The 13,328-nt window shown below is 46.1% G+C and carries 19 protein-coding genes; 15 read left to right on the top strand and 4 right to left on the bottom strand.

The window, feature by feature from the left end; translation table 11 throughout:
* Positions 1-2 precede the first annotated feature (2 nt).
* Complete coding sequence (locus KHQ79_RS12120; RefSeq protein WP_060398433.1) at positions 3-257, bottom strand: YciI family protein; 255 nt, start codon at positions 255-257, stop codon at positions 3-5.
* Between the two features lie 122 nt (positions 258-379).
* Between KHQ79_RS12120 and KHQ79_RS12115 the strand changes: the two genes are divergently transcribed.
* A complete protein-coding gene (locus KHQ79_RS12115; RefSeq protein ID WP_225515303.1) occupies positions 380-1,333 on the top strand; it encodes an N-acetylmuramoyl-L-alanine amidase in 954 nt (317 codons plus the stop codon).
* A 37-nt stretch (positions 1,334-1,370) separates the two neighbouring features.
* On the opposite strand, the gene KHQ79_RS12110 is transcribed toward KHQ79_RS12115, so the two are convergent.
* Positions 1,371-1,748 carry a PH domain-containing protein gene (locus tag KHQ79_RS12110; RefSeq protein WP_003239140.1) on the bottom strand — a complete coding sequence of 126 codons (378 nt, stop codon included), beginning with the start codon at positions 1,746-1,748 and terminating at the stop codon, positions 1,371-1,373.
* Between the two features lie 105 nt (positions 1,749-1,853).
* Between KHQ79_RS12110 and KHQ79_RS12105 the strand changes: the two genes are divergently transcribed.
* Together KHQ79_RS12105 and KHQ79_RS12100 are read left to right on the top strand one after the other, a co-directional pair.
* Complete coding sequence (locus KHQ79_RS12105; RefSeq protein ID WP_225515301.1) at positions 1,854-2,456, top strand: poly-gamma-glutamate hydrolase family protein; 603 nt, start codon at positions 1,854-1,856, stop codon at positions 2,454-2,456.
* A 73-nt stretch (positions 2,457-2,529) separates the two neighbouring features.
* A complete protein-coding gene (locus tag KHQ79_RS12100) occupies positions 2,530-3,366 on the top strand; it encodes a manganese catalase (protein WP_019258134.1) in 837 nt (278 codons plus the stop codon).
* 44 nt (positions 3,367-3,410) lie between these two features.
* Here the strand turns inward: KHQ79_RS12100 and KHQ79_RS12095 are convergent, their stop codons facing one another.
* Both KHQ79_RS12095 and xre read right to left on the bottom strand, forming a co-directional pair.
* On the bottom strand, positions 3,411-4,007 hold the full coding sequence (locus KHQ79_RS12095; protein WP_019258135.1) for an ImmA/IrrE family metallo-endopeptidase: 597 nt from the start codon (positions 4,005-4,007) through the stop codon (positions 3,411-3,413).
* Positions 4,008-4,168: 161 nt separating this feature from the next.
* A complete protein-coding gene (gene xre, locus KHQ79_RS12090) occupies positions 4,169-4,510 on the bottom strand; it encodes an HTH-type transcriptional regulator Xre (protein WP_019258136.1) in 342 nt (113 codons plus the stop codon).
* A gap of 177 nt (positions 4,511-4,687) precedes the next feature.
* Here xre and KHQ79_RS12085 point away from each other — a divergent pair, with 177 nt between their 5' ends.
* From KHQ79_RS12085 to KHQ79_RS12030, 12 genes are all read left to right on the top strand, one after another.
* Positions 4,688-4,867 carry a hypothetical protein gene (locus KHQ79_RS12085; protein WP_225515299.1) on the top strand — a complete coding sequence of 60 codons (180 nt, stop codon included), beginning with the start codon at positions 4,688-4,690 and terminating at the stop codon, positions 4,865-4,867.
* Positions 4,854-5,690, top strand: a complete 837-nt coding sequence (locus KHQ79_RS12080; RefSeq protein ID WP_225515297.1) for a phage portal protein — start codon at positions 4,854-4,856, stop codon at positions 5,688-5,690. Before KHQ79_RS12085 ends, KHQ79_RS12080 begins: the two co-directional genes overlap by 14 nt.
* Complete coding sequence (locus KHQ79_RS12075; protein WP_225515295.1) at positions 5,590-6,390, top strand: ATP-binding protein; 801 nt, start codon at positions 5,590-5,592, stop codon at positions 6,388-6,390. Before KHQ79_RS12080 ends, KHQ79_RS12075 begins: the two co-directional genes overlap by 101 nt.
* Complete coding sequence (locus KHQ79_RS12070; RefSeq protein ID WP_019258140.1) at positions 6,390-6,557, top strand: hypothetical protein; 168 nt, start codon at positions 6,390-6,392, stop codon at positions 6,555-6,557. The genes KHQ79_RS12075 and KHQ79_RS12070 overlap by 1 nt, the downstream gene beginning before the upstream one ends.
* 84 nt (positions 6,558-6,641) lie before the next feature.
* Positions 6,642-6,998: a phage portal protein gene (locus KHQ79_RS12065; protein WP_084995140.1), complete on the top strand. Its 357-nt coding sequence runs from the start codon at positions 6,642-6,644 to the stop codon at positions 6,996-6,998.
* Positions 6,985-7,191: an XtrA/YqaO family protein gene (gene xtrA, locus KHQ79_RS12060; RefSeq protein WP_225515293.1), complete on the top strand. Its 207-nt coding sequence runs from the start codon at positions 6,985-6,987 to the stop codon at positions 7,189-7,191. The genes KHQ79_RS12065 and xtrA overlap by 14 nt, the downstream gene beginning before the upstream one ends.
* A 114-nt stretch (positions 7,192-7,305) precedes the next feature.
* Positions 7,306-7,815, top strand: a complete 510-nt coding sequence (locus KHQ79_RS12055; RefSeq protein WP_225515291.1) for a sigma-70 family RNA polymerase sigma factor — start codon at positions 7,306-7,308, stop codon at positions 7,813-7,815.
* Between the two features lie 117 nt (positions 7,816-7,932).
* Positions 7,933-8,730 carry a phage terminase small subunit gene (gene xtmA / locus KHQ79_RS12050; RefSeq protein WP_225515289.1) on the top strand — a complete coding sequence of 266 codons (798 nt, stop codon included), beginning with the start codon at positions 7,933-7,935 and terminating at the stop codon, positions 8,728-8,730.
* Complete coding sequence (locus KHQ79_RS12045) at positions 8,727-10,028, top strand: PBSX family phage terminase large subunit (protein WP_225515287.1); 1,302 nt, start codon at positions 8,727-8,729, stop codon at positions 10,026-10,028. Before xtmA ends, KHQ79_RS12045 begins: the two co-directional genes overlap by 4 nt.
* A 3-nt stretch (positions 10,029-10,031) precedes the next feature.
* On the top strand, positions 10,032-11,519 hold the full coding sequence (locus tag KHQ79_RS12040) for a phage portal protein (protein WP_225515359.1): 1,488 nt from the start codon (positions 10,032-10,034) through the stop codon (positions 11,517-11,519).
* 19 nt (positions 11,520-11,538) lie between these two features.
* Positions 11,539-12,366 carry an XkdF-like putative serine protease domain-containing protein gene (locus KHQ79_RS12035; RefSeq protein WP_225515285.1) on the top strand — a complete coding sequence of 276 codons (828 nt, stop codon included), beginning with the start codon at positions 11,539-11,541 and terminating at the stop codon, positions 12,364-12,366.
* Between the two features lie 25 nt (positions 12,367-12,391).
* Entirely contained in the window at positions 12,392-13,327 is a 936-nt protein-coding gene (locus KHQ79_RS12030) for a phage major capsid protein (protein ID WP_225515283.1), read from the top strand.
* Position 13,328: the final 1 nt, after the last annotated feature.

Here is a 13,328-nt window from a genome sequence, read left to right as displayed (position 1 = left end):
TTTTATTTCAGCTTCCATTCTTTTATGGTCAGCTCAGAAGATCCGCTTGCCACCAGAGGATCTGCATGTCCGATTTCCGCCGCCTCTTCCAGCGAATCTGCTAGGATGACGTAGGCTCCGCCTGTGGCATCGCTGAATGGTCCGAACATTTTTAAGCGCTTTTCTGCCTGTAGACGGTCCAAAAATTCATAGTGTCCGGCTACATGCTCCTGATTGAAATGATCTGTTCTCGTTGTCAGCATTAAATATGTATTCATGACCTACCCCTCCTATTGAACTTCAGTTTAACACAATTATCCATATAGCGGTGACGGATGATATGAGCTTTTCGTCCTACGAATGCCACCTATTGGTGAAAAAGAAAAAGGAGAGATGATAGGTGAGCGTTCAAGTGAAGAAAAATTTGGTTTCTGAAGCGAAATACGCGCTGAAGTGCCCTAATGCGATGTCCGCTGAATACATTACCATTCACAACACGGCAAACGATGCGTCAGCGGCTAATGAAATCAGCTATATGATTGGGAATACCAGCTCGACAAGCTTTCATTTTGCAGTGGATGATAAGGAGGTGATTCAAGGTCTGCCGCTTAACCGAAACGCCTGGCATACCGGTGACGGCACAAACGGTACAGGAAACCGCAAATCAATCGGCGTTGAGATTTGCTACAGCAAATCGGGAGGCCCTAAGTACGAGGCGGCCGAAGCCTTGGCGATTTCATTTGTCGCGCAGCTTTTGAAGGAGCGCGGCTGGGGAATCGATCGGGTGAGAAAGCATCAGGACTGGAGCGGAAAGTACTGCCCGCACCGCATTTTATCAGAGGGACGCTGGGATCAAGTGAAGGCGGCAATTGAAAAGGAATTAAACGGAGGCGAATCAGCGAAAAAGGCTTCAGTCTCTTCTTCGGCGTCTGAATACCATGTGAAAAAAGGCGACACACTGTCGGGTATTGCCGCATCACACGGTGTCAGTGTGAAAACGCTGCAAAGCATAAATCATATCACTGACCCGAATCACATCAAAGTCGGACAGGTAATAAAACTGCCTCAGACGGCATCTGCTTCTAAAAGCCATGCCGCGTCTTCCTATCCGCTCCCATCCGGAGTGATCAAAGTGACAAGCCCGCTGACGAAAGGGACAAATGTAAAGCAGGTGCAGAACGCTTTAGCTGCCCTTTATTTTTATCCTGATAAAGGAGCGAAAAATCACGGCATTGATGGCGTTTATGGCCCGAAAACAGCAAATGCCGTGAAACGTTTTCAGTCTGTCAGCGGAATAACGGCAGATGGGATTTACGGTCCGAAAACAAAAGTGAAAATCGAGGAAAAGCTGTAATCAATAAAACGGAAGCTGCCCAGCTTCCGTTTTCATCTTACATACAAACTGCAGCAAGCACTTTTTGAATATCATAAATGCTTTCATCTTTTTTAAACTGCTTTGAGACAGCGGGAAGTTCCGCGCCGGAAATCCAAATTTTCAGCTCTGAATCAAGGTCAAAGCGGCCGGCGGTTTCCACACTGAATCTGGAAATGCTTTTGTACGGAATCGATTGAAATTCCGTTTTCTTGCCTGTGATGCCCTGCTTATCTACAAGAATAAGCCGCTTCTCAGTAAAGACAATTAAATCGCGAACCAGCTTAAACGCGGCATCAACATTCTCACCCTCCAGTAAAATATGAGCCACCTCTTCTTTCGCCGCAGCCGTTGACAGTGTTGACGCATTGCCAAGTAATCCATCAATAAATCCCATGATATACCTCCTGATACGTATTCTATCAAATCATACTATAAAAAGGTTTTCATTCATAGATGAGTAGAGTAAACTGGTGCTGACTGGTAAAGGAGAGCGTTCAAAATGAAAGATATGTATGACAGCTTTGCAGCCCTTTCTGCTTCTGAATCAGAGTACCGGATTATTTATGAGGAAAAAAACGGAAGTGAACATATCGTCCTCGGTCCTCACGGCGGCAGAATTGAACCTGGCGTCAGTGAGCTGGTGCGGGCATTTTCTGAACAATGTTCCATTTATTTGTTTGAAGGTGTAAAGAAGCGAAACAACCGTTCCTTGCACCTGACAAGCACTCGTTTTGACGAGCCGCTGGCTTTAGAAAAAGTGAACGCACACCATTATGCATTAGCATTTCATGGGTATCATGATCCAAAAACACCGCATACATTGGTCGGAGGCGCGGATCGTAAAAAAGCCAAGCTCATTTTTGAGCGGCTGATTGAAGCGGGCTTCAGTGCCGAGCTCACGAGTGAGAAAGACCGGCTGGCAGGTGTGCATCCGAAAAATATTGTCAATCGGACGAAAAGGGAAATGGGACTGCAATTGGAAGTAAGTACGGCACAGCGAAAAGCATTGTTCCGCAATTTTGGCTGCCGTGATGAAAGTTACACACAAAACGATTTGTTTTGTCGATATGTGGAAGCTGTTAAGCTTGGTTTTTATGATTGAATGAAACGGACCTGCACGAGCGGCCTATTCCTTCATACGCTGGGGTTGTGCGATAGTGCAGGGAGGAATGAATATGTTTTATCATATTAAAGAGCTTCAATATCAGGCAAAACCAGCTCATCCCGATCCGGTTTATGCGAAAAAACTTCAAGAGGTGCTGGGCGGCCAATTTGGCGAGATCAGTGTCATGATGCAATATTTGTTTCAGGGGTTTAACTGCAGGGCGGACGCCAAGTATAAAGATTTGTTATGTGATGTGGGAACGGAAGAGATCGGGCACGTGGAAATGCTGGCTACGATGATTTCCAGGCTTCTGGATAATGCACCCGCTGATGTACAGGAGGATGCTTATAAAAGCAATCCCGCTATTGCAGCAGTAATGTCAGGGATGAATCCTCAGCACGCTATTGTGTCCGGCTTGGGTGCGATGGCATCAGATAGTGAGGGCTATCCGTGGAATGCAAAATACATTATATCGAGCGGAAATCTGTTGGCTGATTTTCGCGCAAACTTAAATGCGGAAGCCCAAGGGCGCCTTCAGGTGACACGGCTTTATGCCATGACTGATGATCCCGGGGTAAGAGATATGCTGTCATTTTTGATTGCAAGGGATACTTATCATCAAAATATGTGGTATGCAGCCATTAAAGAGCTGGAAGAAAGAGAACGCGATATTGTCGTTCCAACGACGTTCCCGCGTGAGCTTGAAAAGCGGGAAGTGGCCTATGACCTGTTTAACTTTTCCAGAGGGGATGAGAGCTCACAAGGAAGATGGGCTCATGGCGAAGCCTTTGACGGCCGGGGTGAGTTCAGGTATATCCCGGCTCCGATTGCGTTCGCATCTGCGCCTCATCTTAAACCGGCGCCAATGTGGCTGCAGAATACCATGCCTCCGATGTCGAAATATTAATATCTATGCCGGGCTGAGGGCAAATGTCCCCAGCCCGTTTTTGATCAGCTGTATTTGCCGATTTGATATAACGCTTTTTCTTCAGCGACCTGCAAGTGCTGCTGATCGACTTCCTCGTACGCATTTGGCCGCTTATGTGATAATAAGTAAGCGAGCCGCTTCTGAAATTGAATACCTGCTTTACGCCGTTCAAACATTTCAAGCCTTTTTTCAGCAAATTCCTTTGTTACCCGGAATACCGTCGCGATTGTGGCAAGCGCTTGGCTTCTCCATTGCGGCAGTTCCATCTGCAACAGCATAAAGGTTGGCACACAGAAGTGGTACATAAATTGATTCGCTTGAAATTCCTGCAGTTCCCTGAAGAGCTTGTTCATCTGAAAATGATTTCCTGCATGCTTTAACACGTGGCACAGTTCATGGCCAAAATCTTCCCATTGCTCTTCCCGTGATTTTCTTTGGTTCAATACGATACTGTACATGCCGTCGTATTTGACCATCATGCTCCCCATATCCTCAAAATGAACCCAAATATCCAGGTCCTGTGCGATTTTCAGCATGTCAATGTGATGGGGAGAGGTGATGCCCAGTCGGCTGTATAAATTTTTAACGTATTCCTCCAGATGTGATAAGTAATCGCCCAATTGAATACTCCCTTTCGAACATATGTTCTGTTTTTAGCGAGAAAGAAAAGCCCGTATAGGACTGGAAAGTGTGTTGAAATCTTTCCCTTTTCTTTAAAAAATAAACACTTTTTTCTTTATATCGGTCTATTTTTTATATGTTTTAGAGAACAGAGAAATGTTTATTTATTTTTCGGTTTGCGGTTCTTCTCTTTTTCTTTTAAATAGTTGATAAATTCGATGGCCTGCTGTTTGCTTTCAGGGGAAAAATCCTGCATATCACGGTATGCAAGCTGCAAGTCCGGATCTGAGAACATATCATCCTCGGATGTTTTGTCTTTCCCTGTTAATAAGTAATCAGTCGTTACTTGAAAGTAATCAGCCAGCTTTTGGAGTGTGTCGTAATCAGGTTCGCTTCGCCCGTTTTCATAGTGGGAATATCGTGCCCGTGACACACCGATGTGAGATGCGATTTCTTCCTGTGTCCTTTTCCCTCTGAGACTCTTCAATCTGCTGCCTATCATACTATGACCTCTCTTTTTTAAACTCCCTAAGTTACTTATGATTATAGATACAATATGTATCAAAATAAAGTTATGATAAAAAAAGTATCAAAAATAACTTGATGATACGGATTGTATCGTTTATACTTGGTAACAGTTGATACGGAATGTATCAAAAAAGATCAGGAGAGTGACCACATGTATCCGATCCAAATTGTTTTTAGTAAAAATCCCATAGATCAGCGCTATCTCGGACAATCCGGCGGCACCATCTCGTTTACGGCATGCGGCCTTCCGGTGTTCCACTTTGAAACGCAAGAACAGTTTCAAACATACATGAAGTTAAAAGGAGAAGCGGCATACAATGAGAGTCGATAAAAGCTATCCTTTTCCTACGTATTCAGGGTTATTGAATTCAGAACATTATGACAAAATTGGTCCGGCGCTATGGCTGTTTCTCTGGTTCATCAGCTCTACAACAAAAGAAATTGAAAAAGACGGAGTAAACTGGGGAATCGTGCTCGGCCATAAGCCATTAAAAGCGAGAGAAATGGCGGCTGTATTCGGTGTGAGTGAAAAAACCGTCAGAAGATGGCTGGAGCTTCTCGAAACTCATAAGTACATAAAGGCTGTCCGTGCGCCATACGGACTGATGATTTCAGTAAAGCATTCCAAAAAATTCAGCTTCAGATCGGACAAAACTGCACACCAGAGCATAAAGGAACGGCCATTTTCGCCGCAGGCACCGGACACAGACGTCCGTTCAGATAAAGATAAAACAAACACATATACTGCTGCTGATGATGCAGTGGATCACATTGCGAAGCGGTTTACACAATTACGGTCGGCTCAAGAAGGACGCACCGTGTATCCTTCCTCAAGAGATTATCAAGCCATCGCCCGTATTGTCGCCATCGGCGTTCCTGTGACGCAAACAATCAAATGGCTTGAGGAATGCTTTCAAGCCTTTGAAAACCGCCGAACCGCCGCTTCAGAAACAATCAAGGCCTTTCGCTACTGCTCGAAATTCATTGAAGACCGATTTTTCGCGCAGCAGGCCAAAAAGAATGTCGCAATTCAACATGAGAGGATGAAAAAACATGACAAAACGAACAATCGAGCAAATTTTGGACGAGCTGAGAAAAGGGAGACGTCCATTACTGGCGGACAAACCGGCCGAATCAGACGCAAGCCGGTATGATTGCCCGCGATGCAAGGATCAGGGAGGCTATCTCATCTGCCAGAACGGCCTGGAAGTCTGGACGATGTGCAGCTGCATGGCAGAACGGAAAGTGAAGCGGCTGCTCGGTGCTAGTGAGATTACCCCCGCCTTCAGACAGCTGGGCTTCAAAGAATTCTGCATTGAGGGAAAACCGCAGGCCATAAAAGATGCGTTTGAATGCGCAAAAGAGTATGTGGCGGATTATGAACAAATCAAGGACGCCCGGAAAAACAGCATCGGCCTTTTAGGACAGCCCGGATCGGGGAAAACGCACCTTTTGACCGCTGCTGCCAATGAATTGATGAAAACACGCCATGTGCCGGTCATTTATTTTCCATTCGTGGAAGGCTTTACCGATCTTAAAAATGACTTTGATCTTTTGGAAGCGAAGCTGAACCGGATGAAGCAGGCAGATGTGCTGTTCATAGATGACCTGTTTAAACCGGTTAATGGCAAACCCCGTGCCACAGATTGGCAATTAGAGCAAATGTATTCGGTACTCAATTACCGCTACTTAAATCATAAACCGATTTTGCTTTCGAGCGAGCTGACGATTGAAACACTTGTACGGGTCGATGAAGCGCTCGGCACGAGAATCTACGAAATGTGCAGCGATTATTTAGTGATTATCAAAGGAGCAGCCTACGAGCTGAACCATAGATTGGAGGGCGTCAGATAATGTGCAAGCTTTGTCAGACGAAGAAAGTCATTGTGGAACATACCGGGATTGGAGCTGTTTTTCATCCATGTCCGAACTGCCGATCCGGCACTGACTTAACGCCGGTCATTCAAAAGCTGGAGCAAATGCTGACAGCGGGAAAAGCGAGGCTGAATGTCCGTGATTAAACAGCTGACAGCTTTAATTGCTTTGCTGTTTCGGGCAAAGCGAACAGAAAAAAACATTGAACAATGGTATAAGGATGACGGGAAGTGAAAGTAATGGCAAAAAAACAAGCAAAGAAAAGCCCTGCGCCGTGGCATGCTGTCCCGTGCGGGGATACGAAACCGATCTATATTTATTCAGCATACAGTGAAGAAGAAAAAGAAAGATTCCCATATTCAAACGGGCGGCTGATCGCCGCTGTATTCGACCTCAGCTCTTATTCGCAAAAAAGCAATGCCGCTTTGATGGCGGCTGCGCCTGAACTGCTGGAAGCGTCTAAAGCAGCTCTTGATTTTCTGAAAGGGAATTCTGTTCATTCTAAGGAGCGCATCATTCAGGTATTAGAAAAGGCCAAAAAAAGCGCTGAATCAGAAAGGGAGGAAAAGAAACATGATCAGTCCTAAAAAACTGCTGCATATCGATTCCATCACGCTGGAAAGCCAGCTGGAGGACGGAAAAATCCGCCTGATTATTGTGGATGGCATCAAGCAGGAAGCATGGATCACAGAAGCGCCGGAGCACGGAAAAACGCTCGTCGAAACGAGAAAGGGAGACCTTGCCCGCGTGGAATTTGAGATCGGCTACAAATTAAATTAAAGCGAAAACAGAATACGTCCAAGACGGAAAGCCTGCGGACACTGATCAACTGCACAGCATTTGTGCGTTGATTGGTGTCCGTTTTTTATTGCCGAAAATGAGGAGGATCATAGAATGCAAGACTTACTATTTGAATATAAACGCACACTAAAACAAACAAGAACACAATATAAACCGCTCGCTGAAGCAGATGAATCCATGCTCTCGGCTGAAGAGATGAAGGATAAAAAAATCATCAGAAATATCATCACGGATCTTGAATATGTAACAGAATGGCTTGAAAAAGGAAGACAACCCGGCATCAGACGGGCGATTGACCGTCGTGATGCCTACCAGCGGCTGATGATCAAGGATCCGAGAATTATCGAATCATTTTCCAGCACGATGATGGTCGAGCCGGACGGAAAGGTATCAGAAGAAGACAGAGAGAGAATCCGAGAAGCGTTAGCCTTGTTAACAGACAGAGAAAAAGAAATGTTTTTATTGCATAAGGTAGAATGCTTTTCTTATGAACGGATCGCTGATCTTCTCGGCGTGAAAAAATCGACTGTGCAAACAACTATCAAACGAGCAATCGTAAAAATGCAAAGACAGCAGGAGGAAATGAATCGATCGCTTGCCTGAAAGCTTGTCATACGTTTGCCACCTATAAGTGAATAGAGCATGACACATAAGCGGCTGGCAAGATCAGCCGCTTTTATGAATAGACATCCATGCTGGAGGTGGCGGTGATGCCGTAGCATGAAAACACAACAGCGCGAACAAGCATTAGCAATCTATCAACAACATCAGGGAAACATCACAAATCGGGCGATTGCGGATATAATCGGCGTTTCTGCGAAAACAATCGGCATCTGGAAAAAACAAGACAAATGGAAAGAGGCTTTGTTTTCTGAAACCAGTAACGAACAAAAACAGCGCCGGATAGACAATGATGAATTAAATGAACGCCAGCGGCTGTTTTGTCTGTATTACGTCAAAAGCTTCAATGCCACACAGTCAGCAATCAAAGCGGGCTATTCTCCGGACAGCGCCCATGTGACGGGCAGCCGGCTGTTAAAGAATGAAAAGGTCGCTGCTGAAATCAGACGCATTAAAAAAGAAATGGTCAATGAAATGTTTATTGAAGCGATGGATGTGCTGCAGGTTTATATCAAGATCGCGTTTGCGGATATTACGGACTATGTGACCTTCGGAAAAAAAGAGGTCCAGGCTGTCGGGAAATCGGGGCCGCTGTTTGATGAAGATGATAATCCGATTATGAAGGAAATCAGCTTTGTCGATGTCAAAGATTCCGGGCTTGTTGACGGCACCATTGTGACGGAAGCGAAGCTCGGCAAAGAAGGCATCGCCATCAAGCTGGCCGATAAAATGAAGGCGCTCGAGAAGCTGTCCTTATATTTCGATTTGTTTCCGGATCAATTTAAACAAAAAATTGAAAACGAGAAATTAAAGCTTGCCAAACAAAAAGCAGAGAAAACAGATGACAGCCAGGAGCCGATTGAAATCATGATTAAACGAAAAGAGGACAAGCCATGATTGTAAAAGAAATCAACCCTCATTTCGAAGATTACGTATTCAATTGGGAGCAGACGTACCAGTTTCTCGTCGGCGGATACGGCTCATCCAAAAGCTATCATACCGCATTGAAAATCGTGTTAAAGCTGCTGAAGGAAAAACGGACGGCTCTTGTTATCCGCGAGGTGTTTGATACCCATCGGGATTCGACCTTCGCCTTGTTTCAAGAGGTGATTGAAGAGCTCGGCCTCACAAAGGCTGTGGCATCCCTTTCTTCCCCGCTGCAGCTGCGTTTTCAAAATGGCAGCCGGATCATGTTCAAAGGAATGGATAATCCGGCAAAATTAAAATCGGTTCATAACATTTCATTAATATGGATTGAAGAATGCTCAGAGGTGAAGTATGAAGGCTTTAAGGAATTAATCGGCCGTCTTCGCCACCCCGAGCTGAAGCTTCATATGATCTGCACCACCAATCCCGTCGGCACCTCCAATTGGACGTACCGGCATTTTTTTCGGGATGAACGCAATAAACGGTTTGTGCTGGATGACAGCGAGCTGTACGAAAAGCGGACGATTGTCAAGGGAGATACGTATTATCATCATTCCACAGCAAACGACAATCTCTTTCTCCCGAGAAGCTATGTGAAACAGCTTGACGAACTCAAGGCGTATGATCCTGACCTGTACCGGATTGCCCGCAAAGGCCGATTCGGCGTCAACGGGATCAGGGTGCTACCGCAGTTCGAAGTGCTCCCGCATGACCAAGTAAAAGAACGTATCGCAGCCATCAGCAAGCCGATTTTTCGCACAGGCATGGATTTTGGGTTCGAGGAATCCTACAATGCCGTCGTCCGGCTTGCCGTCGACCCTGAGAAAAAATACCTCTACATTTATTGGGAGTATTATCAAAACAAAATGACAGATGACAGGACGGCTGAGGAGCTGCGTGAGTTTATTGACACACAGGAATTGATCAAAGCCGACTCGGCTGAGCCGAAAAGCATCCAATATTTCCGCCAGCAGGGCTTTCGGATGGTCGGAGCCAGAAAGTTTCCCGGCTCCAGGCTTCAATATACCAAAAAGGTGAAACGATTCAAAAAGATCTTCTGTTCGGACCGCTGTGAAAATGTCATCTATGAGCTCAAGTCGCTAACGTATGCTAAAGATAAAAACGGCGCGCTGATAGAGGATGAATTCACGATTGACCCGCATACGCTTTCTGCCATTTGGTATGCGCTTGATGATTATGAGGTTGCTGATATGAAAGAGACAGCAAACAAACGTATCCGGCCGAACCGGGAAAGGAGGAGGTCATAAATGATGCACAATCAAACAGTCAGAGCCACTGTGTTCAAAGCCAATTCCGCCGCTCCTCAGACAAAGCAAATCTATGAAGATGACTTTTCTGAGCTGTACGGAGAGGATATTATCGCACCGCCCTACAATATCATCGAGCTCAAAACCATTGCTGAATACTCGACCATTCTTCAGCAATGCATAGATGCGTACAGAGTCAATATTACAGGTTTTGGCTTTGATGTTGAGTATACGTTTGATGTTAACGCCACTGACGTTGATCAGGCGAAAAAGAAAAGGGCGGAAAAAGACTGGGCCAGACTTGAAGCCTTTTATAAATGTCTTCATTTTGACGAATCAGCCGAAATGATTTTAGGCTATGCCATCGAAGACAGAGAAAAAACAGGCAATGGCTTTATGGAAGTGCTTCGGGACGGGATGGGAAAACCGGCTGGCATCGAATATTTAGATGTGAAAAATATGCGTGTATGCGGAGCCGGCGAGCCTGTTGAAGTATCTTTTATGTATGAAGAAAACGGAAAAGTGAAGAGAATCAAAAGGCAAAAACGTTTCCGAAAATATGTGCAGATGATCAATGGAAAAAAAGTATTTTTCAAAGAATACGGTGATCCGAGAAAAATGGACATGCGCACGGGTGAATATGTGAGCACATTGGCAGAGAAATATCAAGCGAATGAAGCCATTCACCTCAAAATCGGAAGCGGCGTATACGGCGTGCCGCGCTGGGTAGGCAATATCGTCAATCTATACGGAGCGCGAAAAGCGGAAGAGCTCAATTTTATGTATTTTAAGCAGGGCCGTCACGTCCCCGCTGCGATCACAGTGGAAAACGGGATGCTGTCGGAAGCTTCTTATCGGGAGCTGCAAGAATACATGAATGATCTTGAAGGCGTGGAAAACGCCCACAAATTTCTCTTGATTGAAGCGGAAGGAATCGCGAAAGAGAAGGATCTCCACGGGGGAGAGGATATTACGCCGGTGTCCGTGGAAATCAAGTCCTTGGCGGAAATTCTCCAGAACGACGCCTTGTTTCTTGAGTACGATGAAAAAAGCAGAAATAAGCTGCGCTCGGCGTTCCGCCTCCCGCCTCTGTATACAGGCGAGGCGCAGGAATACAACCGGGCGACAGCTGATACCGCTAGAAAAATTACGGAGGAGCAGGTCTTTCAGCCGGAGCGAAAAACGCTCGTGAATAAACTGAACACGCTGCTTTTGCCGGAGCTGAATATCCATGACGTCAGGCTGACATTAAAAGGACCGGACTTTCGTGATCCGCTTGAGATTGCGAAAGTGCTCGGTCCTTTTATTACAGCCGGAGCGGTCTCGCCGAATGATTTACGCGACCTTGCGGGGCGGGTGCTTGGCAAAACGCTGGAGGAGTGGCCTGAGGAAATCTATAAACGGCCTGCAGGACAGGATGTGGAAAAGGCAAACCTGACTGCGCTCATGCAGGAGCTGAAAGAAAGCATCGAAGCGATCAAAACGTCCTGAAGGGAGGTGAATCAAGCAGGTGGCGCGGGAATTAAGAAATGCCAAAATCAGCTTTGTCAGTTATGTAGACAAGGCGGCTAATCAGACAGAATTTTTCTTTACGAAGTCAGACGGACCTCCGTCATTTGAAAAAAAGGTTCGGCTGTTTACAAAAAGTGAGCAGGATGAACAAAAGCTCGTGTACGGAATCGTGTATGAGCCTGATGTTCCTGATGCCCACGGCGATTATATGACCGCTGAGGAAATTGAAAAAGCGGCGCACGGCTTTCTCGCGGAGGCACGGGAGATTGATATCAATCACAGCTTTGAGGGCGGAACCGGCGTCGTGGTCGAGTCATATGTGGCGCCCGATGATTTTATGATCGGGTCAAAACGGATTACAAAGGGGTCGTGGGTGCTCGTGACAAGAGCGTCTGACGAGGTGTGGGAACAGATCAAGGCTGGAATCATCACCGGCTACAGCATGGCGGGCACTGCTGATGTGTATGAAGAAGAACCGGTTGAAAAAGCGGGATTCTTCAGTGTATTCAAGCAGATGCTGACTGACAAAACAGGGAAGGAGACTGAAGAAATGAGAAAAGAAGACATGAAAGAATCATTCGAGCATGCGCTTTACCCTCTGCTCAAACGGCTTGAGCGGATTGAAAAAAACACAGACACGGAGGAAAAGCCGGAGCAGACGGGTGATGACGAGCGTCTGAAAAAGCTCGTTGAGGACATGCTTGCCCCGCTGATCGAACGAATCGAAGCTTTGGAAAAAGCGCGAGGCACGTCTAAGCAGCCAGCGGACGATGCGGGCAACAATACAGAGCAAGTCAAAAAATCAATCTGGAGCGGACTGCTGTAAAACCAGTCAAAGAGGAGGAAATCAATTGAGAAATCAAGAGATCATTCGGAAAGCGGAAATGTCGCTTTCTGCTTTAAAAAGCGGCGGACTTATGAACCCTGCGCAAGCATCGGCTTTTATCCGCATGGTGCAAAACACGCCGACCATTTTCAGTGAATCCCGCGTGATTCAAATGGAAAACGACTCGCAAAAATTTGAGAAAATCGGCTTCGGCCAGCGTATTCTGCGGGCTGCACAAGAAGGAAAAGCACTGTCAAATGACGAGCTGACAGTTCCAACGACAAGCACTGTCCAGCTGAACACGAAGGAAGTCATTGCGGAAATCAACATTACGTATGACACACTCGAAAACAATATTGAAAAAGACGGCCTTCAGCAGACGATCATGCAGATTTTAGCAGAGCGTGCAGCCGTTGATATTGAGGAGCTAATTGTAAACGGTGATACAGCATCAGATGATCCGTATCTGGCGCAGCTGGACGGCATCCGCAAACAAGCGGTGTCCCACATCGTTGACATGAACGGTGAAGAACTGTCCAGAGCGACATTCAAGAAAGGCTTAAAGGCTGTTCCGCCGAAATATTTGCGCATCCCTCAGGAATTCAGATTCTATACGTCGCACGGCTTAGAAGTTGAATGGAAGGACCGCGTGGCAGACCGCCAGACAAACCTTGGGGACCAGGCTGTTCAGGGCGGCTTGTCAACAGCATTCGGCGTACCGGTCAAAGGGGTATCCAATATTCAGCCGTACACAGTCGGTGAGGGAGACGCGCAATATGACGCTTCCGATATCATTCTCACCCATCCGAAAAATATCATTCTCGGTTTCTCCCGCAATATCCGAATTGAAGTCGACAAAGACATTCGCTCCCGTAAATTCATTATTGTCTTAACGGCCAAGCTGGACAGCAAGTTCGAGGAAGAGGATGCCTGCGCTAAATTAATTAACATAAAAGAATAAT

This window comes from Bacillus sp. TSO22 (assembly GCF_020223595.1).
Taxonomy (GTDB): Bacteria; Bacillota; Bacilli; order Bacillales; family Bacillaceae; genus Bacillus; species Bacillus inaquosorum.
This window is presented reverse-complemented; position numbering and strand designations above follow the sequence as displayed.

What these genes read in the sequence shown, in the direction of transcription:
- xtmA (WP_225515289.1), top strand. Translation starts at nt 7,933, where the DNA reads ATGAAAACACAACAGCGCGAACAAGCATTAGCAATCTATCAACAACAT.
- KHQ79_RS12105 (WP_225515301.1), top strand. Translation starts at nt 1,854, where the DNA reads ATGAAAGATATGTATGACAGCTTTGCAGCCCTTTCTGCTTCTGAATCA.
- KHQ79_RS12100 (WP_019258134.1), top strand. Translation starts at nt 2,530, where the DNA reads ATGTTTTATCATATTAAAGAGCTTCAATATCAGGCAAAACCAGCTCAT.
- KHQ79_RS12080 (WP_225515297.1), top strand. Translation starts at nt 4,854, where the DNA reads ATGAGAGTCGATAAAAGCTATCCTTTTCCTACGTATTCAGGGTTATTG.
- KHQ79_RS12070 (WP_019258140.1), top strand. Translation starts at nt 6,390, where the DNA reads ATGTGCAAGCTTTGTCAGACGAAGAAAGTCATTGTGGAACATACCGGG.
- xre (WP_019258136.1), bottom strand. Translation starts at nt 4,510, where the DNA reads ATGATAGGCAGCAGATTGAAGAGTCTCAGAGGGAAAAGGACACAGGAA.
- KHQ79_RS12075 (WP_225515295.1), top strand. Translation starts at nt 5,590, where the DNA reads ATGACAAAACGAACAATCGAGCAAATTTTGGACGAGCTGAGAAAAGGG.
- KHQ79_RS12085 (WP_225515299.1), top strand. Translation starts at nt 4,688, where the DNA reads ATGTATCCGATCCAAATTGTTTTTAGTAAAAATCCCATAGATCAGCGC.
- KHQ79_RS12045 (WP_225515287.1), top strand. Translation starts at nt 8,727, where the DNA reads ATGATTGTAAAAGAAATCAACCCTCATTTCGAAGATTACGTATTCAAT.
- KHQ79_RS12110 (WP_003239140.1), bottom strand. Translation starts at nt 1,748, where the DNA reads ATGGGATTTATTGATGGATTACTTGGCAATGCGTCAACACTGTCAACG.
- KHQ79_RS12120 (WP_060398433.1), bottom strand. Translation starts at nt 257, where the DNA reads ATGAATACATATTTAATGCTGACAACGAGAACAGATCATTTCAATCAG.
- KHQ79_RS12055 (WP_225515291.1), top strand. Translation starts at nt 7,306, where the DNA reads ATGCAAGACTTACTATTTGAATATAAACGCACACTAAAACAAACAAGA.
- KHQ79_RS12040 (WP_225515359.1), top strand. Translation starts at nt 10,032, where the DNA reads ATGCACAATCAAACAGTCAGAGCCACTGTGTTCAAAGCCAATTCCGCC.
- xtrA (WP_225515293.1), top strand. Translation starts at nt 6,985, where the DNA reads ATGATCAGTCCTAAAAAACTGCTGCATATCGATTCCATCACGCTGGAA.